The 20,002-nt window shown below is 37.7% G+C and carries 16 protein-coding genes and 1 riboswitch; of the genes, 5 read left to right on the forward strand and 11 right to left on the reverse strand.

What is annotated here, in order from left to right; translation table 11 throughout:
* Positions 1-1,461 (reverse strand): nicotinate phosphoribosyltransferase, encoded by a 1,461-nt coding sequence (locus AMS59_RS18075; protein WP_082337571.1) that lies wholly within the window; start codon positions 1,459-1,461, stop codon positions 1-3.
* A gap of 314 nt (positions 1,462-1,775) precedes the next feature.
* Between AMS59_RS18075 and AMS59_RS18080 the strand changes: the two genes are divergently transcribed.
* Positions 1,776-2,117 (forward strand): P-II family nitrogen regulator, encoded by a 342-nt coding sequence (locus AMS59_RS18080; RefSeq protein WP_053485137.1) that lies wholly within the window; start codon positions 1,776-1,778, stop codon positions 2,115-2,117.
* 13 nt (positions 2,118-2,130) lie between these two features.
* Complete coding sequence (locus AMS59_RS18085; protein ID WP_053485138.1) at positions 2,131-3,426, forward strand: ammonium transporter; 1,296 nt, start codon at positions 2,131-2,133, stop codon at positions 3,424-3,426.
* A gap of 80 nt (positions 3,427-3,506) precedes the next feature.
* On the opposite strand, the gene AMS59_RS18090 is transcribed toward AMS59_RS18085, so the two are convergent.
* On the reverse strand, positions 3,507-4,007 hold the full coding sequence (locus AMS59_RS18090) for a methylated-DNA--[protein]-cysteine S-methyltransferase (RefSeq protein WP_053485139.1): 501 nt from the start codon (positions 4,005-4,007) through the stop codon (positions 3,507-3,509).
* Positions 4,008-4,118: 111 nt separating this feature from the next.
* On the opposite strand from AMS59_RS18090, the gene AMS59_RS18095 reads away from it, so the two are divergent.
* The 3 genes from AMS59_RS18095 (at position 4,119) to AMS59_RS18105 (ending at position 6,653) form a co-directional block, all read left to right on the forward strand.
* A complete protein-coding gene (locus AMS59_RS18095; protein WP_053485140.1) occupies positions 4,119-4,850 on the forward strand; it encodes an ATP-binding cassette domain-containing protein in 732 nt (243 codons plus the stop codon).
* On the forward strand, positions 4,847-5,599 hold the full coding sequence (fetB, locus tag AMS59_RS18100; RefSeq protein ID WP_053485141.1) for an iron export ABC transporter permease subunit FetB: 753 nt from the start codon (positions 4,847-4,849) through the stop codon (positions 5,597-5,599). Before AMS59_RS18095 ends, fetB begins: the two co-directional genes overlap by 4 nt.
* Before the next feature lie 79 nt (positions 5,600-5,678).
* Complete coding sequence (locus tag AMS59_RS18105) at positions 5,679-6,653, forward strand: proline dehydrogenase family protein (protein WP_053485142.1); 975 nt, start codon at positions 5,679-5,681, stop codon at positions 6,651-6,653.
* A 152-nt stretch (positions 6,654-6,805) separates the two neighbouring features.
* Here AMS59_RS18105 and AMS59_RS18110 read toward each other — a convergent pair whose 3' ends face one another.
* The 9 genes from AMS59_RS18110 to AMS59_RS18150 form a co-directional block, all read right to left on the reverse strand.
* A complete protein-coding gene (locus AMS59_RS18110; protein ID WP_234007841.1) occupies positions 6,806-7,360 on the reverse strand; it encodes a methyltransferase in 555 nt (184 codons plus the stop codon).
* 177 nt (positions 7,361-7,537) lie between these two features.
* On the reverse strand, positions 7,538-8,149 hold the full coding sequence (locus AMS59_RS18115) for a response regulator transcription factor (protein ID WP_053485144.1): 612 nt from the start codon (positions 8,147-8,149) through the stop codon (positions 7,538-7,540).
* 16 nt (positions 8,150-8,165) lie between these two features.
* Positions 8,166-9,116 (reverse strand): sensor histidine kinase, encoded by a 951-nt coding sequence (locus tag AMS59_RS18120; RefSeq protein WP_053485145.1) that lies wholly within the window; start codon positions 9,114-9,116, stop codon positions 8,166-8,168.
* 380 nt (positions 9,117-9,496) lie between these two features.
* Positions 9,497-10,528, reverse strand: a complete 1,032-nt coding sequence (locus AMS59_RS18125; RefSeq protein WP_053485146.1) for a fatty acid desaturase — start codon at positions 10,526-10,528, stop codon at positions 9,497-9,499.
* A gap of 109 nt (positions 10,529-10,637) precedes the next feature.
* Positions 10,638-11,138, reverse strand: a complete 501-nt coding sequence (locus AMS59_RS18130; RefSeq protein WP_053485147.1) for a GNAT family N-acetyltransferase — start codon at positions 11,136-11,138, stop codon at positions 10,638-10,640.
* 72 nt (positions 11,139-11,210) lie between these two features.
* Complete coding sequence (metH, locus tag AMS59_RS18135; protein WP_053485148.1) at positions 11,211-14,642, reverse strand: methionine synthase; 3,432 nt, start codon at positions 14,640-14,642, stop codon at positions 11,211-11,213.
* A complete protein-coding gene (locus AMS59_RS18140; protein WP_053485149.1) occupies positions 14,635-16,482 on the reverse strand; it encodes a bifunctional homocysteine S-methyltransferase/methylenetetrahydrofolate reductase in 1,848 nt (615 codons plus the stop codon). Before AMS59_RS18140 ends, metH begins: the two co-directional genes overlap by 8 nt.
* 87 nt (positions 16,483-16,569) lie before the next feature.
* Positions 16,570-16,669, reverse strand: a riboswitch (SAM riboswitch).
* A 116-nt stretch (positions 16,670-16,785) separates the two neighbouring features.
* A complete protein-coding gene (locus tag AMS59_RS18145; protein ID WP_053485150.1) occupies positions 16,786-18,174 on the reverse strand; it encodes a protoporphyrinogen oxidase in 1,389 nt (462 codons plus the stop codon).
* A gap of 270 nt (positions 18,175-18,444) precedes the next feature.
* Positions 18,445-19,734, reverse strand: a complete 1,290-nt coding sequence (locus AMS59_RS18150; protein ID WP_053485151.1) for a methyl-accepting chemotaxis protein — start codon at positions 19,732-19,734, stop codon at positions 18,445-18,447.
* Between the last annotated feature and the right edge of the window lie 268 nt (positions 19,735-20,002).

A 20,002-nucleotide genomic window follows, 5' to 3' on the forward strand; every position in this document is an offset into this window, starting at 1 on the left:
TTATAATCGATTGACCATTTCACTTACTTCTTCAATATTACGCATTTTATTATCCCAGCATTTTTGGCTTAAATCGACTGGGTATTCCTCAGGATTCATGGCACGTTTATATTCATCCCATAACAACTCTAAATTACTAGCTGCATAATCGCGCATTTCTTCCAAAGTAGGATTTTGATAATGTATTTCACCATTTTTAATCACATGATGGTGTAAATTCTTAGCTTCAAAGTTCGTTACAAATTTTGATACGAATGTATGGACAGGGTGGAACATTTTAATTTTTTCCTCTGATTTGGGATTTTCATCTTGCATCGTAATGTAATCCCCCTCCGCCTTGCCATTCTTTCTATCAATAATGCGATATACATTTTTAAGACCTGGCGTCGTTACCTTTTCAGCATTCGCTGAAATTTTAATCGTATCTTCTAATTGTCCATCGTTATTTTCAATAGCGACCATTTTATAAACAGCACCTAAAGCTGGTTGATCATACGCAGTAATGAGCTTTGTACCAATTCCCCACACATCAACTTTTGCACCTTGAGCCTTTAAGTTTAAGATCGTGTATTCATCTAAGTCATTTGATACGATAATTTTAGCGTTCTGGAAGCCTGCCTCATCTAACATACGACGTGCTTCTTTTGACAAGAAGGCTATATCCCCACTGTCTAGACGAATTCCAATAAAATTAATGTTGTCACCAAGCTCTTTAGCCACTTGTATCGCTGTTGGCACACCCGATTTTAACGTATTGTAAGTGTCTACAAGAAATACGCAATCACGATGACGTTTTGCATAGGAGTGAAAAGCATCATAATCATTTTTATAGGCCTGTACAAGAGCATGTGCATGTGTACCTGATACTGGTATATTAAAGAGTTTACCTGCTCGCACATTACTAGTTGAAGCAAAACCACCAATAAACGCCGCACGCGTTCCCCAAATTGCTGCGTCCATCTCCTGAGCGCGTCGTGTACCAAACTCCATCGCCACTTCATTTTTTATAATTTGTTTAATACGACTAGCTTTTGTTGCAATTAAGGTTTGGTAATTCACAATATTAAGTAATGCGGTTTCAATTAGCTGCGCTTCCACTAACGGCGCTTCAATGCGGATAATTGGTTCATTAGCGAAAACCGTTTCTCCTTCCACCATAGAGTACATATCCCCTGTAAAACGAATATTTTTTAAATACTCGATAAAATCCTCTTTATAACCAACCTCTTCACGTAAATACGCGATGTCTGAATCAGTGAAACGGAAATCACGTAAATACTCAAGAATTCTCTCTAATCCCGCAAAAATTGCATAACCATTGCCAAAAGGTAGTTTTCTAAAATATAATTCGAAAACCGCTTTTCTATTATGTATACCATCAGCCCAATATGATTCTGCCATATTGATTTGGTACAAGTCCGTGTGTAGCGCTAAGCTATCATCTGCATAATTTGATCTCACAAGAAACCCCTTCTTCCGCTTTGATAATTAGTCATAGTATACACTATATACCCAGATTCTTGCGTTTGAACATTCTCCCGTTTTAATGTTAGATTTCCTCACATTAATAATCAGAAAATTTCGAATCGTACACATTTTAGACACATTTTTTAGTACCGCTTTCATTCCTTCTATAAAAACCTTTTTAGCAAACTATTACGAAACGCGAAATATACGATGTAACAAAACGTAACATGCATTACAAAAAAATAATTGCACTGTTTTTTATGCCGTTTTAACATGTAAATTAAAATTACGACAAGGAGCTGGTAGTGATGAAAAAAATAGAAGCAATCATTCGTCCCGAAGTTTTCGGTGCTGTTAGGGACGGACTGGCACAGGAAGGAATTGCAGGACTGAGTGTTTCTGAAATTGCTGGTTGCGGAAGGCAATTAGGTCGGACTGGGTTATTTCGTGGAAATACCTATGAAATTGAATTTTTGCCGAAGTTGAAATTAGAAATGATTGTGGATGACGAAAAAGTAGATCCAATTGTAGAAGTTTTATTACGTGATGCTGCAACCGGCGAAGTTGGAGATGGTAAAATCTTTATTTATCCTGTAGAACAAGCAATTCGTATCCGCACTAAAGAAGTCGGATCAATTGCAGTAGAATAAGGGGGCGATATATATGGATGAAATAACATTATCTATAAATTTAGTTTGGATGATGCTCGGTACGATTTTAGTCTTCTTTATGCATGCAGGATTTGCGATGGTTGAAGCTGGCTTTACACGCTCAAAAAACGCAGTCAATATTATCATGAAAAACTTCCTAACTATTTCACTTGGCGGCATTGTCTATTTTCTCTGTGGTTACGCTATTATGTTTGGTGATTCAGTTGGCGGTATCTTCGGTACAAGTGGCTTCGCTTTAAACGGTGTAGATGATTTTTCTTTCTTTATCTTCCAAACAATGTTTGCAGCAACTGGAGCAACAATTTTATCTGGAACAGTGGCAGAACGTACTAATATCTTCGCTTATATCGGCGTTATTATTCTCATGTCATCACTTGTTTATCCTGTTGTCGGTCATTGGGTTTGGAGTGGTCAAGGTTGGTTAACAGATCTTGGCTTTGTTGACTTCGCTGGATCTACGGTTGTTCACTTATCAGGTGCAGTTGCAGCATTTATAGCAGCGATTATGGTCGGCCCCCGTCTTGGTAAATATGAAAATGGTCGTGTTAACGTTATTACAGGACATAGCATTCCACTAGGAGCTTTAGGCGTATTTTTACTTTGGTTTGGTTGGTTCGGCTTCAATGGTGCCTCTACATTAGCTGCCGATCCTAAACTTGTTCCTATCGTAATCGCAAATACATTTTTTGCAGCGGCTGCTGGAGTTGTCGCTACTGCCTTTTATACACAGTTTCGATATGGTCATATTGATGGCTCACTAACATTAAACGGTGCTTTAGCAGGGCTCGTAGCTATTACCGCCGGTGCTGCTAATGTTAGTATTATCGGTTCAATCATTATCGGTATGATCGCTGCTCCATTATTAGTTGAGGGCGTCCGCTTTATTGAATGGAAATTAAAAATTGATGATCCTGTTGGTGCAATTGCTGTGCATGGTATCTGTGGTGCTTGGGGTACTCTTGCAGTTGGCTTGTTTGATATTGGTGGTCAAGGATTATTTTACGGAGGAGGCTTTGGCCTATTAGGTGTGCAAGCCATTGGGGTTATCGCTACAATTGCCTGGGTTAGCGTTTCAGTAACAGCAGGTTTATTTATAATAAAAGCATTTGTGCCATTACGAGTTTCCGCTGAGGAAGAAATCGCTGGCTTAGATGTCATCGAACATGGCGCCCCTGCTTATGAATTTCAGGATATTTTCAAAGGTTCTGCTGTACGAGGAGAAACATTTGCTCAGCGTCTAACTCATTTCGGTAAAACACACACCAAGGTCCAAGAAGAACATGTATAGTGTTCAATGAGCTTTTATTCCTGTGCAACAAAGAACAAGAATCTGCACACGCCTTAAGCAGCATATGCAGATTCTTCTTTTTAGGCTCTCTCTAGCTCAAGTAAAAATTCTTTCATAGCTAGCCCACTACGAAAACCTGTTAGCTTACCATCTTTTCCAATTACACGATGACATGGAATAATCGCCAATATTGGATTGGCACCGATCGCACTCCCTACAGCTCTTACTGCTTTCGGATTACCGATGCGGTGTGCAATATCTGAGTACGTTGTCGTTGTACCATATGGTAGCTCCTTCAACGCATCCCATACTGCTAGTTGAAACGGTGTCCCTTTGACATGTATCGGCACATCAAATTCAGTAAGCTCTTTATTAAAATAAGCCGTTAATTGCTTAACATATTGCTGTAACTTTTCTTTATTCTCTTCAAAGCGATAGCCTTTAAATGACTTTTTTGCCCACACTTCCACCTCTTCAAATGGTGCTTTTGGTGTTCCGATATATACAAGTCCTTCATCTGAAGCAACGATATACATATTACCCTGTGCATTTGTTAATGTATCTACATATAATACATCCATTCTCTATCCCCCTTAGCTTAATTATTTCCTACTGTCTGTTAAATGTCTTTAGCTTCCCTTTGTTTCATGCTACAGTTATTTTACCTATTAGTATAAAGGAGTTTTAACTTTATGAATACATCATATGAGCCTGCTATTCATTTTCAACAAGTCACCTTTTCATCGAATGACAAGATGATATTAAAATCGATTACTGGTTCTTTCCCAAAAGGAAAAATCACTACATTAGTCGGCCCTTCAGGTGCTGGAAAAACCACTCTACTTAAATTGTGCAATGGACTACTATCCCCTACAGATGGTCAAATATTAATTGATAATCAAGGCATTTCTACATACGAGCCAACCGCTTTAAGAAGGCATGTGAGTATGGCTCTTCAAGCGGCTCCTATGATAGAAGGTACTGTATTTGACAATCTTGCACTTCCTCGTTCATTACAAGGAGAAAAGCTTACAGAGCAAGAAGCCATCCAATATTTACAAGATGTCGGACTCGATCAAAGCTTTTTACAACGCCCTACGAATAAATTATCAGGTGGACAACGACAAAAAGTTTCTATAGCAAGAACACTTATTAATCAATCCTCCATTTTATTGCTAGATGAAATCACATCTGCACTAGACCGTCAATCTGTGCAGGAAATTGAGACACTTATTGCTACAATCAATAAAAAGTTTAATGTCACAATCATTTGGATAACTCATAATTTACAGCAAGCGCTGACAATCGGACACTATACATGGGTCATGATGGACGGGGAGCTTATCGAAACAGGAAAAAGCTCCTTACTTAATGCACCTAAAAATCCACGTGTCGCTGAATTTGTACAGGGGGTGAATGTATGACGTATGCTTCGCTTTCCTTAACGTTAATTTTTGTGTTAATTCCTCTTCTATTGTCAAAAACCTTAAAGCTAGGACTTGAAAAAGATACACTCATCGCTACTATTCGTTCTATTATTCAACTACTTGCCGTCGGTTACATTTTAAAATTTGTCTTTGATGCTCAAAGCTATCTTTATATTTTCCTTATGGTTGCATTAATGATTATAGTAGCAACACTAAATGCTCGTAAAAAAGGGAAAGGCATTAAAGGTATTACATGGAAAATAGCACTGACTCTCATTGTAGTAGAATTTGTTACGCAAGGAGTATTGCTTGGTTTTGATATTGTACCTGCAACAGCGCAGTATATTATTCCAATTAGTGGCATGATGATTGGTAATTCAATGGTATTATCGGTTCTATTTTTAAATCGTTTTACATCGGAAATTGCAAGTCATCAGAATGACATAGAGTTAATTTTATCGCTTGGCGGCACACCAAAGCAGGCCATTCATCGACAGCTAATGAATGCGATAAAGGCAAGTATGATTCCTACAATTGAAAGCCAAAAAACAATTGGTCTTGTTCAATTACCAGGTATGATGAGTGGCCAAATAATCGGCGGAGCAGACCCTATTCAAGCGGTGCAATTCCAACTATTAATCATTTTCGCCCTGCTTACAGCAGCGACATTATCGAGCATAATGATAGGTTTTTTAAGCTATCCTGCACTTTTTAATGAGCGCATGCAACTACTTGAAGGGAAATAATTGTTATAGTAAAAACAATTATTTATTTTCTAAATTGTGCTATAATATAGAAAAAAGAAATGCAGTGAGGAGAATGACCATGTTATTACGCGATTTTTTCATCCATTTATCTGAAAACCAACTATTAAATAGTACTGCTAAAAAATACGGACTAAAATTAGGAGCACAAAGTGTAGTAGCTGGTACAAATATTGAAGAAACGATTGCGAGCATCAAAGAGCTTAACGCACATAAAATCTCTTGCACAGTAGATAATTTAGGGGAATTTGTTTCAACTGAAGAAGAAGCAACAAAAGCTAAAGAACAAATCCTTGCTGTTATCGAGGCTATTCATAAAAACGACGTTGATGCACATATTTCATTAAAGCCATCGCAATTAGGTTTAGATATTGATGTTGATTTTTGCTACGATCAGTTATATGAAATTGTAGAAAAAGCAGCAGCATATGATATATTCGTTAACTTTGATATGGAAGACTACGGTCGTTTACAAACATCCTTTGATATGGTAGAAGAGCTATCCAAAACGTTTAATAATGTGGGCACTGTTATCCAATCTTATTTTTACCGTGCTAAAGACGACATCGAAAAATTCAAGGACTATCGCCTTCGTATCGTAAAAGGTGCTTATAAGGAGCCTGTCGAGGTTGCTTTCCAAGATAAATTAGATATTGATTTAAATTTCATCGAGTTAATCGAATATCATTTACTACATGGTAAATTTACGTCCATCGCAACACATGACCATAATGTTATTGCACACGTAAAACGTTTTGTAGCTGACAATAATATTCCACTTGATAAATTCGAATTCCAAATGCTTTACGGCTTCCGTACAGAAATGCAAAAAGAGCTTGCAAAAGAAGGCTATAACTTCTGTGTATATGTACCATTCGGCGAAGATTGGTACGGCTACTTTATGCGCCGTTTAGCGGAGCGTCCTCAAAATCTTAATCTTGTTACAAAACAAGTATTTACGAAAAAAACGAATACAGTTCTTGCTGTAGCAGCAGGTGCATTCGTTCTTGGACGTTTAACAAAACGTAAAAAATAAGGTCCCACATAAAGAAGCCAGAAGCTTTATTGAATAAGCTTCTGGCTTTTGTTATGGATTTTCAAACTCTGATCTCTCAAACACTATTAAAAACGTGTCATAAAAATAATCAGTGGGGATGAAAAAAAGCCCCCACTGATTACAGTTTTATATTATTCGACATGTAAAGCGATGGCTGACACAATTGCTTCTGCTGCATTCTCCCATTTACCGTCAATAAGACTACCTAATTTTTGCCCAAGTTCTTGTATCATTTCGAGCGTAATCGGGATATCATTCTTTTGTGCTAATGTAGCAAGAAACGGAGCAGATAAACTTGTCCAACCTCCACGGTCAATTTTAATATCTACTTTCTTCACTTCTCCATTTTCTATATCAATACGGTAGTATAACTGATCATCCGGACGCCAGCTTAAGTGATGGGAAATCTGCCCATTTACAACTGTTAGATCATTCTTTTTCGAAATAGAAGCTGGTTTTACATTAAATTCATGACCTAGTACATTTAATTTTTTGATTTCAGGACCGACTAATGCCGCCTGAACAGCTAGATCCATACCACTTTGTGATGGGATAGATGTCTCCGTCTCAACTACTGGATTAACCATATCGTTGCTTGCAGCAAAAACAGCTGAAGGATATGCGCTAGTCACGGCAAAAGTTGTTGCTAATAATGCTGTTGAAGTAACTTTCATAATTTTTCCCATAATCATTGGCACCCTTCCTATTAAAATATTTATAGTTTTCTAAATATTATCATTAGTAGTCTAAAAAGACAATACCCTAATGTCTTTTTATCATGACAAAAGGCACTGAATTTTAAATTATCCAATGCCTTTTGTCTATATTCAACCCATACACGTTCTTAGGTATAAAGGTATTCATTATTTATTCCAGCCTTTTTCTTTAAAGCGTGCAATAGCTTCAATGCGATTCCCAACATTTAATTTTTCTAAAATTGTTGAGATATAGTTGCGAACAGTCCCTGCCGATAAAAATAATTCTGCGGCAATTTCTTTTGTCGTCTTCCCCTCTGCAACAAGTGTCAGTACTTGGCTCTCACGGTCAGTTAAAGGATTTTCACTATCATCCTCATAAACAAAATCAACGAGTTCAGGCGCATAAATTCTTTTGCCATCCATAATCGTGCGAATGGCACTGACCAATTCTTCTATTGGACTATCCTTTAATAGGTAGCCTCGAACGCTAGCCTTTCTTGCACGCTCAAAATAACCCGGCCTTGCAAATGTCGTTAATATAATTACTTTACAATCGGAATCAGAGTTATGCAGCTCCTCGGCAGCATCCAAGCCTGTTTTCAATGGCATTTCAATATCCATAATACAAATATCAGGCTGATACTCTTCTACAAGCGCCAATGCTTCCTCACCATTTTTCGCTAAGCCGACGACCTCCATATCATCCTCCATACTAAGTAAAGAACGAAGTGCACCTAATAGCATACCCTGATCTTCAGCAATTACAATTCGTATCATGTCACAATCCTCTTTTCTATATGTTCTTCAGATTTTCTTTGACCTTCTGATGCGTAATCGCCACTGGAATCGACACTGTTAATGTAGTACCCTCTTCACTTTCGATTTTAAAGGAACCGTTTATAAACTCTAAGCGTTCACGCATTCCCTTCAATCCGTTACCAGTCTTCCAAGCTTGTTTTTTCGTGATTCCATGTCCATTATCACGAACTACTAAATATACTTCCTTAAAATTTTGATGGAAGGCTATTTCGCATTTTGTAGCACCACTATGCTTAACGACATTATTAACGGCCTCTTTTAAGCACATGGATAATACATTTTCTACAAGTGGTGGAACTTGCAGTTTATCTTTATCTCCATCAAATACGAATTCCATTTCGGCCGCCTTTAATATTTGAGAAATACGCATAAGCTCATCCTCAAACCTAGCTGTTCGCATATCTGATACTAATTCACGCACCTCTTTTAATGCGATACTCGCCGTTTGACGAATATCCTTAATCTCTGTTAGAGCCTGCTGTGGATCACGTTCAATCAATCTTGAAGCTAAGTCACTTTTCAAGCCTATCATCGATAATTTTTGACCGAGCGTATCATGTAAGTCACGGGCAATACGTTGTCTTTCTTCAAAAACAATTAACTCAGCTATTCGTTCATTAGCAGTCTCAAGCTGACCCTCTAAATTTTCACGTTTATTTTTTGAATAAATCGTTAGTGGCATAAGCACCACCACTAAAATCGTTAAAACAACAAATGGTAGTTGTGATAAAAATAATTGTAGCTCAATAAAGAAGCCAACACCTGTCGAAATAACCGTAAAACCAATATGTAATCCATATATAATATAGAAGCCTACAGGTTTACGAATATTTCCTATGAAGAAAGCTGTAAAAATTGATAAATACACATAGCCATACAATATGGTCATAACGATATTTATGGCCATCCCAAAGCTAATCCACATATAAACAAGACCGCTTTTCGAATTCATGGAAAACCGATAAAAAATAAAATAGAGCATTAAAAATGTAATACCTATTGATATTTCTATATAGGATGATTTTCTAAAAATAAAGAAAAACGGCAGAAAACAAAAAATAATCCATAAATATATACTGAGCATTGGACTATTCGGAACAATACTATGCCATTTCCTCAACATAATCTCACGCTCTTTCCTACTTTTCCCTCATTATAACAAGAAAATTAATTTTGTGCCCAAACATGGTTTTAAGCGTGACAGCTGTACAATCGCATTTAACATAGTAATTACTTCATCTGCCATATACAACTCATTTATGTAAAACAGCCATCCCTTAGAAGAGATGGCTGAAAATTTTTTTACTAAGCAGCAAAACTGCCACTTGCTTTTCGTTTGATTATTTCATTAATGTCTTTAAAGGATACAAACCTACCTTGATCTTCATCATATAACTTGAAGCGTAATGATTCTAAGCTTTTACGTAATGTAATAGTCGTTGCAGTGTGTAATGGCGGTATTTCATTATGCGCCTGTTCAAGATTATAGTTCGGTACACGTGGAGCTAAATGATGTACATGGTGGAAGCCAATATTGCCTGTCATCCATTGTAATAGCTTTGGTAATTTATAATACGAGCTACCTTCAACAGCAGCCTTTACATAATCCCACTCTGATTCATGCTCAAAATAAGAATCTTCATACGTATGTTGGATAAAAAATAACCAAATGCCAAGAGAAGCAGCAACATACAATGTTACACCGTGTACTAATAAGAATGTTTGCCAACCCATAAAGTAAATTAACGCAACACAAATTCCTGTGATGACTACATTTGTTAAATAAGTGTTAAAACGTTCTTTCTGTTTAGCGTCATTACGATTACGACGGTTTAAAATTAACACCATAAATAGTGGTCCTAAGCCAAACATTACGAATGGATTACGGTAAAAACGATACCATAAACGTTGTCCTTTAGATGCTTGTAAAAACTCTTCCACTGTCATCATATCAATATCACCAATACCACGCTTGTCTAAGTTCGAGCTAGTTGCGTGGTGAATTGTATGCTCACGCTTCCATTTTTCATATGGGAATGATGTTAACACCCCAGTTACAAAACCAACCCAGTCGTTTGCTTTTTTATTTTTGAAAAATGAACCGTGTGTACAATCATGGAAAATGATAAATGTTCTTACGACAAAACCAGCAGAAATTATACTTAAACCAACTGTTAACCATGGTGAAATATCCACTAACATATATCCAGCTACCCATAGAGCGATTAACGGTACAATTGTATTGACCATTTGAAAAATACTTTTAGCTGTATCAGATTTCGCAAATGGTGCAACATCTTGGCGCAGCTTTTTTGTTTTTTCTTTATCTGTTGCCATCGTTTTACTCCCTCGTTTCCTTTTTCTTATGACCTCATCATAAAACAAGAATATAATCAAACACAGACGCAAACATCATAAAAAGGATATGACATTTGTCATATCCTTTCTACGCTTTTGGTCCAGTTAAATGTAGCTGATAGAACACAAGGTCTAGCCACTGTCCAAATTTATAGCCCGCATTTTTAATTGTCCCTGCATATTCAAAGCCTAGTTTTTCATGTACTTTAATGCTGTCAATGTTTTCACCATCAATGCCCGCTATGAGTGTCTTCACACCTTGCTCTTCTGCAATTCGAATAAGTTCATGCATTAACTTTGTAGCAATCCCCTTTTGATAATGATCTTTATGCACATATACTGAGTGCTCCATAGTGTGTTTATAGCCCGGATATGGACGGAACTGACTATATGTTGCGAAGCCAGCTACTGAGCCGTTTTCGTCAAAGACAAGTAGAGGATTGCTAGCTTTTCCCTGCTCCTTGAACCATTGCTTTTTTTCTTCTAACGATTGTGTTTCATATCGATAAACGGCTTTGCTTGTTAAAATAATGTCATTGTAGATGGTTAAGACCTCGGGCAAATCTTTCTCTTCCATTAATCGAATCATCATACTCACGTCCCAACTTTAAAAGGGCTAATTACTAATTACTATTACATAAGTTTACTACTTTTTCTTGCATCATACATTAAAATATCGAGCATCTGGATGTGCAAAGACGATTGCTGAAACAGAAGCTTCTGGTTCCATCATAAAGCCTTCCGTTAAATGCACACCAATGTCCTCTGGTTTTAATAAGCCAAACAATTTCTCTTGATCTTCTAAGTTCGGACATGCTGGATAGCCGAATGAGAAGCGCTGTCCTTGATATTTTGCCGCGAAACGATCGCGCATCGTAAATTCTGTCGCATCTGGGAAGCCCCACTGGTCACGAATTTCTTGGTGCATACGTTCCGCAAAGCCTTCCGCAAGCTCAAGGGCTGTAGATTGTAATGCATGACTTTCAAGGAATTTCCCTTCTTCTTTTAGCTGACGAGCCTTCGCCATAACCCCTTGTCCTGCCGTTACCACCATTAAGGCAATATAGTCCATTTCACCGCTTTCAACTGTTTTTAGGAAATCTGCAAGACATAAAAACGGTTCAACTTGCTGACGCGGGAAGGTAAATCGTTCAATTTCTGTTTTGCTATCCGCTGGATCATAAACGACTACATCATCCCCATCGGCTTGTGCAGGGAAAAACTGATACATACCTGATGGTTTCAATAGGTCACTTTTTAAATAATCGTCGACTAAATCTTTTAACTCCGTTGCTCTTGCATCGCCAGCATCAAGTAATTGCTGTACTTGACCCTTTAAACCTAGATGATGTCCTAGTAATGTCCGCATATTAACATATGGATATAAATGCGAAACAGCATATTCTCTTTTTACATGGCGTCGCACATCAGCTGGAAGATAGACAGACGCTCCCTTTACTGTGCGTACAGGCTTTATAATTACTTCTTTTGCAGGGCGAGCCGCTCTTTTCTCGTCGGCCTCTAAGCGTTTTTCCCGAGATTCCTTAATTTCAGCTAAGAAATCTGCACGTGTATCTGTCCCCATTAACCGATTTGCCTGTTCTAATCCTTGCATCGCATCCTTTGAATAAATGACAGGTCCATTATATTCGTCGGCAATTTTTGTTTCCGTAAAGCGACGAGATAATGCCGCTCCCCCTACTAAAATAGGTACGTCAATACCCGCTTCCTTGAAATCTTGAGCTGTAATAACCATTTGCTGGGCAGATTTTACAAGTAAGCCTGAAAGCCCGATGAAATCTGGCTTTTCTTTGCGAATAGCTTCTATTAATTGGGCAGGTGTTACTTTAATGCCGAGATCAACAACCTTATAGCCATTATTACTTAAAATAATATCGACAAGGTTTTTCCCAATATCATGCACATCACCTTTGACAGTAGCAAGTACCATTTTCCCCTTGCCAGCACTCTCTTCATCTTTCTCCATAAATTGCTCTAAATGTGCTACTGCTGCTTTCATAACCCCTGCTGATTGTAATACTTCTGCTACGATCAGCTGATTATCGTTAAATAAGCGGCCAACCTCTGCCATTCCATCCATTAAAGGTCCATTAATAATAGCAAGCGGTGTTTCGAAAATTTCACGAGCAGCCTCTAAATCCTCAATAAGCCCTTCCTTTGTACCTTCTAAAATATAGTAAGCTAAGCGACCTTCTACTGTTTTCGGAATATCTGCCTCTGTTTTTTCTTTCTTTTTATCACGATAGAAATCCGTGAAGACCGCTAATGTTTCATCATTTGTATGGAAGAGCAAATCATTTGCTAGCTTAATCTCTACCTCAGGAATGGATGCATAACGTTCTAGCTTCTCCGTATTCACAATTGCATAATCTAAACCAGCCTGTGTACAGTGATATAAATACACAGCGTTTAATACTTCACGACCTACTGGTGGTAATCCGAACGAAATATTACTTACACCAAGCACCGTTAATGTACGTGGCATTTTTTCTTTAATAAGGCGAATTCCTTCCACTGTTTCAAGCGCTGAGCCAATATACTGTTCATCTCCAGTACCTACAGGGAACATTAATGGGTCAAAAATAATATCTTCTGGAGCAATACCCCATTTTTCTGTTAACAATTGATATGAACGTTCAGCAATCTCTAGCTTGCGATGTCGATCAACTGCCATGCCTTGTTCATCAATTGTTCCTACAACTAAAGAGGCACCATATTTTTTCACTAACGGTAAAACTGCGTCAAAACGCTCTTCGCCATCTTCTAAGTTAATAGAATTAATGATAGCTTTCCCTTGAGAAAACTTAAGTGCTTCCTCAATTACTTTTTCATCTGTCGAGTCGATCACAAGAGGTACTTTTACTTTTTTTACAACCTCCTGCATAAAACCACGCATATCCGCTAGTTCATCGCGGTCAGGATTTGCTAAACAAATATCGATCACATGTGCTCCATTTTTCACCTGAGCGCGCGCGATTTCTGCCGCTTCCTCAAACTTCCCATCAATAATTAAATTTTTAAACTTACGAGAGCCGATTACATTTGTCCGTTCCCCAATAAATAATGGACGCATAGAATCGTCATACACTAACGGCTCTATACCTGATACTACATGACCATGTGTTGCATCTGGTAATTGGCGAGGCTTTTCGTCCTTTAGCACTTCTCGAATAGCAGCAATATGTGTCGGCGTTGTACCACAGCAGCCTCCAACAATATTCAACCAGCCCTTCTCTGCAAAGCCTTTTAGCTTCTGCGACAGTGATTCAGGTGACTCATGATAGCAGCCTTCCTCGTCAGGTAACCCCGCATTCGGATAACAGCTAATATAGCCTGTTGAAAGCTCTGCTAGTGAACGGATATGATCAGTCATAAACTCTGGTCCAGTCGCACAGTTTAAGCCCACTGACAATGGTTTAATATGCTCGATAGAAATGTAAAAAGCATCAATTGTTTGACCAGCCAGTGTCGTTCCCATCGGTTCAATTGTTCCCGATATCATCACAGGTAGCTCTTTTCCAGTTGCTTCAAAGGCACGAGATACCCCCAATGTTCCTGCCTTCACATTCAGCATATCCTGACTAGTTTCTAACAAGAGAACGTCTGCTCCGGCTTCGATTAATGCCTTTGCCTGAACATAAAAGTTTTTCTCTAACTCATCAAATGTAATACCACCCGTAACCGACAAGGTTTTTGTAGTTGGTCCCATAGCCCCCGCAACAAAACGGGGCCAATCGGATGTAGAAAACTCATCTACCGCTTTGCGTGCAATTTCCACAGCACGTCTATTGATTTCTTCTGCCTTCGCACCAAGATCATATTCATTTAATACAAGTGGCGTCCCTCCAAATGTATTTGTACAAATAATATCTGCTCCAACCTCTAAATATTTTTTATGAACTTTTTCAAGCACATCTGGTCTAGTTAGCACAAGATTTTCATTACAGCCATCGTAGTCCTCGCCGCCAAAATCCTCTGCTGATAAATTTTCATTTTGTAGCATTGTTCCCATTGCGCCATCAAGAATTAAAATTCGTTGCTCTAGTTGCTCTTCAATCAAGTGCTTAGCCATTTATACTTACCCCTTTTTTCTGTTCATCAAATTGCTCAATAAATTTCATTAATTCTAGTGTCATATCGTAGCGTAAAAATGGTGTAATAAGGTAAATACCATTGAAATATTCCGCTGCTACTTCTACTAATTCCTTAGCAATTGCAATTCCTTCTAATGTTGCGCGTTCCTTATCATCACCACAAGCCTTCATACGTGCTAACGCATCATCCGATAGTTTGATGCCTGGCACTTCATGATGTAAGAACTCCGCGCTTTTATAGCTCGTCACTGGCATAATACCTATATAAATTGGTGTTTCTAAATGCTTTGTCGCCTCGTAAATTTCCACGATTTTTTCTTTTGAATAAACAGGCTGTGAAATAAAATAATCTGCCCCATGTTCAATTTTCTTTTCTAATCGAGAGACCGCGCGATCCAGCACACGTACATTAGGATTAAAGGCAGCCGCTACAGAGAAATTCGCCTTTTTACGAAGTGGTTTCCCTGAAAACGATACACCTTCATTTAACTGTTTTATTAATTGGATGAGTTCCATTGAAGAGACATCATAAACGCTAGTGGCCCCTGGGAAATCGCCTACCTTTGTCGGATCTCCAGTAACTGCTAAAATATCATGAATCCCTAATGCATTTAATCCCATTAAATGTGATTGAAGACCAATTAAATTACGATCTCGGCACGTTATATGAGTTAATGGTCGTACCCCGTGCGTTTCTTTTAGTAAAGCACCCATTGCGACATTACTAATTCTTGGAGAAGCAAGTGAATTATCTGCCATCATGACTACATCTGCGCCAGCCTCATATAATTTTTTTGCACCTTCAATAAAGCCTTCGATTTCTAAATGTCTTGGTGTATCTAACTCCACTATTACTGAGCGTTCACGTTTTACTTTTACATGTAATGGCTCATAATTTGGTGGCTCTGCCTCACGTACAACCGCTACTTTTTCTGGTTTTGCATACTTTTCCTCAACCGGGGATAGCTCCTCTAAGTACTTTTTCGCTGCAGCAATATGCTTTGGTGTTGTACCACAGCAGCCACCAATTAAACGTACCCCCTGATCACGAAGCTCTACAGCTGCTCGACCAAAATAATCTGCCTCTGACTCATAAACGACACGGCCATCCTCCAAATCAAGAAGAGATGCGTTCGGATATGCTGACATAAATGCCTTCTTAGGAAGCTCTACACCTTCAAATGCTTGTATAGTATGGTAAGGGCCTAAGCGGCAGTTAACACCTACGATATCAGCACCTAGCGCTTCAAGTTCATGTAAGGCGTTATTTAAGCTCATTCCATTTTGCAAAACCCCAGGCTCGTGCATAGAAACTTGAGCAATAATCGGTAATTTCGTTTTACCTCGTAGCATTGTTAAAGTCGCTGTTAGCTCTTCAAAATCATAGTAGGTTTCAAGTAAAAGGCCATCTGGATTTCCTGCAAGTAAAACAGTTGCTTGCTCATCAACTGTTGCTAAAATTTCCTCTAACGTTGCGTCACTTTTACGAATACCACGGATTCCCCCAATAGTACCTAAGACAAATTGTCCACCATCTGCCGCTGCTCGTTTTGCAATCGTTATAGCAGCTTCATTAAACTGCTGCACACGAGATTCTAATCCATAGCGGGCTAATTTTATGGCATTAGCCCCATAAGTGTTCGTTTGAATAATATCAGCACCAGCTGCTATATATTCTCTATGAATCTTTTCAATTAATTCAGGTCTCTGTACATTCATTTCCTCATGGCAGTACTCCAAACCATAGCCATATAAAACCGTACCAATTGCACCATCTGCTGTAAGAACATGCGTTTTTAACCTTTCAAGCAATCCCATAAAACTAGCCTCTCTTCCATTATCGTTAAAATAAAAAAACCTTCTTTCACAAAAAAAGAAGGTTTTAACGTTTCGTAATTGTTTTCCTTCTCATCTTCGACACAACGGTCTTCTGGATTTAGCACCTGACAATAAGTTGGTTGCTGAAGCTTCATAGGGCCAGTCCCTCTGCTTCTCTTGATAAGAATTTAGTATGAATTTTTCAAATAATTAAAAGAATCATATCCTTTACGAACGATTGAGTCAAGACTATTTCACCGAACAAAGGGTAAATTTCACGAAAAAAATTTTTATATCAAACAATTACGATAGTTTTTCAGCAAGTTCCTCACCAATTTTTTTACCATTTTGAATACATGCACCTATGCCCACTCCAAAATAAGAGCATCCCGCTATTGATAAATTTGGATAGTTTTTCTCAAGCTCTTTTACGAGACCTTGCAACGCTTCACGATGTGCCAAGTCGTACTTCGGCATCTGGTCGATCCATTTAGTCACGTCAACAACAGTTGGTTTTTCCTCAATCCCCAAGCTTTTTCTTACATCATCTAGAGCAACAGCTGCTAATTCTTCATCTGTCATCATACGCAATCTCTCATACTCAGGGTTAATGCTCTTATAAAAAAGCCGTACAAGTAATTTCCCTTCAGCTGAGGTGTGTTTCCACTTGCGACTTGTCCACGTTGCTGCATTACAAATAACACCCGAATTATGTGACACAATATAGCCTGTTCCATCTGCTGGTAATCTATTATCGGGTACATCAAATCCTAAGTATATTGTAATTGCGGATGCAGTATTGAATTGTTCAAAATAATCGTTTAAAGATTCATCATGCAATAAGCTTTGTACCGATTCATTTGGCAGAGCCATTACAACATGATTTGCTTCCATCACTGTACCGTTTTCTAATGTAACAGAATATTGATTCCCCAGCTTTTTAACACTAGTAGTGGCAACTCCTTTTATAATTTCTACATCCGTTAATGTTTCTTCAAGTCGATCTATTAGTGATGATAAACCATTTTTAAATGAAATAAATTTTTTATTGGCCGCTTTCACAAATTGTTCTCTGTTTGCATCAAAACCTTTAATAATACTACCGTAATCATTTTTGTAATCGATTAAATAAGGTAAAGTGGAAGCAATTGAAAGTTGATGTAAATCTCCAGAATATACACCTGTAAGTACGGGCGCAATTTGGTTTTGAACAAGCTCCTCACCTAAATAATACGTTAAAAATTCTCCAATTGAACTTTCCTTTGTAAACTCTTCATTTGGCATTGTTAAATCCTTTAATGCTTCTTTTTTACCTTCCTCTGATACAAGCGTGCTTTCCTCAAGTGCTTGTAAGCTCATAGGAATACCGAACGTTGAGTCTGCTGGGATGGCATGTAACTCGTTATTTGTGTAAATATACGAAATACCTGTTTCGTTGTACACAAGATTATGTTCAAAATCAAGCTCCTTTACTAACTCCATGACACCTTTATGACGCGCTACAATAGAATCTGCCCCTGTTTCCATGATGAAGCCTTGTTCATATGCAGAGTGAAGCTTGCCACCAAGGTATGTATTTTTTTCAACAAGTACAAGTTTTACATCTACGTTTTTCTCCTGAACTTGTCGCTGTAAATAATGCATCGTACACAATCCCGTAATTCCGCCACCTAATACAACAACTGTTTTCATATTAACCGCCCCTATTTTTAGTTCTTTACTCAGTATAAACTTTTTTTCTCGAAAATTACGTTAAACCCTTTACAAATTTAGCAAAAATGGAGCTATCCAACGCATTGGATAGCTCCATTTTTTTCTATAGTATATATTCGCTAGAGGCTTTAATCTATCTAACGGAAATTATATATTAACAGTTGATATAGTGCTATTTGTGCCTAAAAGTGAGTAGCGCCTAAAAAAATAGGAAACAACAAATTTCTTTGCCTTTTGATTAGCTCTCCATTAATTTAAATTTTGTGCAAAGCTAGCTAATTTTTCAGCAGAATTTTTCACTTCATTAAAGGCAATACCTAATTCACTTAGTACTTCTACTATTGCTTGTACTTCTTTTTCCATCCGACCATTTTGATCTTTGGCTTCAGTCATAGCATCTAATATGTTAGTAAATTGTCCTTCTGTTTGAACCATATTTTCCTCACCAGAAGCTACCTCTTCTTGAATATTACTAAGCGAATGAACTAGTTTATCTGTTCGCTCATTCGTTTTATGTAGTAACGTTGCTACCGATGTGACAGATTCCTTTGTTTGAATCGATAGTTTCCGTACTTCATCTGCAACAACACTAAAGCCTTTACCCGCTTCTCCAGCACGAGCTGCTTCTATTGCCGCATTTAATGCCAACAAGTTTGTTTGATTAGCAATATTTGTCACAACATTCATAATCGATTCCATTTCCTTTGACATATCTGTCAACTGTGCAATATTTTCCGCTATATCATCAAGCGAATAAATAATATTACTCATATTTTGCGATTGACTCTTTAACCGTTCACGACCGTCTAATGCCTGACTCTCAGCCATAGTCGAAACTTGAAGTGATTTTTTCGCTAGTTGTTTAATCTCTTCTGATTGTCCACTTAAGCGATGAAATGAATTGTTCGTTTCCTGAGATATTGTGGCAAGACCTTCCGAAGACTCTACGATTTCTTGCTCTATCGCTTCTTTCCTACGTTCCATTTTTTCATGAAGTTGCTCAATTGTGTGCTCAAACGCCTCTAAAACTAACTGTTGCTCAAAATTAGAAATTTTTGAAATGGCTCGAATTGTATTAAGCTGATCCATTGGATGATTAATATGTTCTTCAACCAAATCAATAAATGATGCTGTTAAATCTTGAAAAGCACAAATATACCATTGTGTTTTAAGCCCGATATGGACATGTACTTTAGCAATTTTAACTCGCCTTTGATAAAAATCATCATCAATCGTACCATTAAACATTTCAATAATATGACGTCGTAAAGTAATTTTCAGCTTCTCTACAGAACTATGTTTATTAATAATGTCTACTAGGGTACGCTCAGTTACAATCATTTCATAAAATCGATTAACAATGTTATCAATATTGCCTTCTACAAAAGGTTGAAAGGCTTTTAAATATTGTAAATCCCGTTTTGTCAATTTAAGCAAATCAATTTGCTTTTTTATTGAATGGCGATTCGCTATATCCATTTTTACAATGAATTGCTCTAAATCTAACGCCGTTGTCTTTCTCTGTTTTTGAAAAATCACACATTTACCCTCTTTCATGCCGTGTACTTTTGAAAAGCTGAGAAAAATCTAATTCCGTTCATAAAATATAAGAGATCAGGAAGGCTCATCACATAATGTGGAGTTGATTTCCGTTCCGACTGGACGTCCCAGCCTCGACTCCAATCAACTTATATAGTATATGTTTATAAAATGTCATCCCCAACTTTTAGGATGTTGGTTAACCATTTTAATCTATTACCTAAAAATGGGCGTACATAAGCAAAAAATCCTTTTATCGGTCAAAATT

Origin of the sequence: Lysinibacillus sp. FJAT-14745, from assembly GCF_001275675.1 — a bacterium.
In the GTDB taxonomy this organism is placed as follows: Bacteria; Bacillota; Bacilli; order Bacillales_A; family Planococcaceae; genus Lysinibacillus.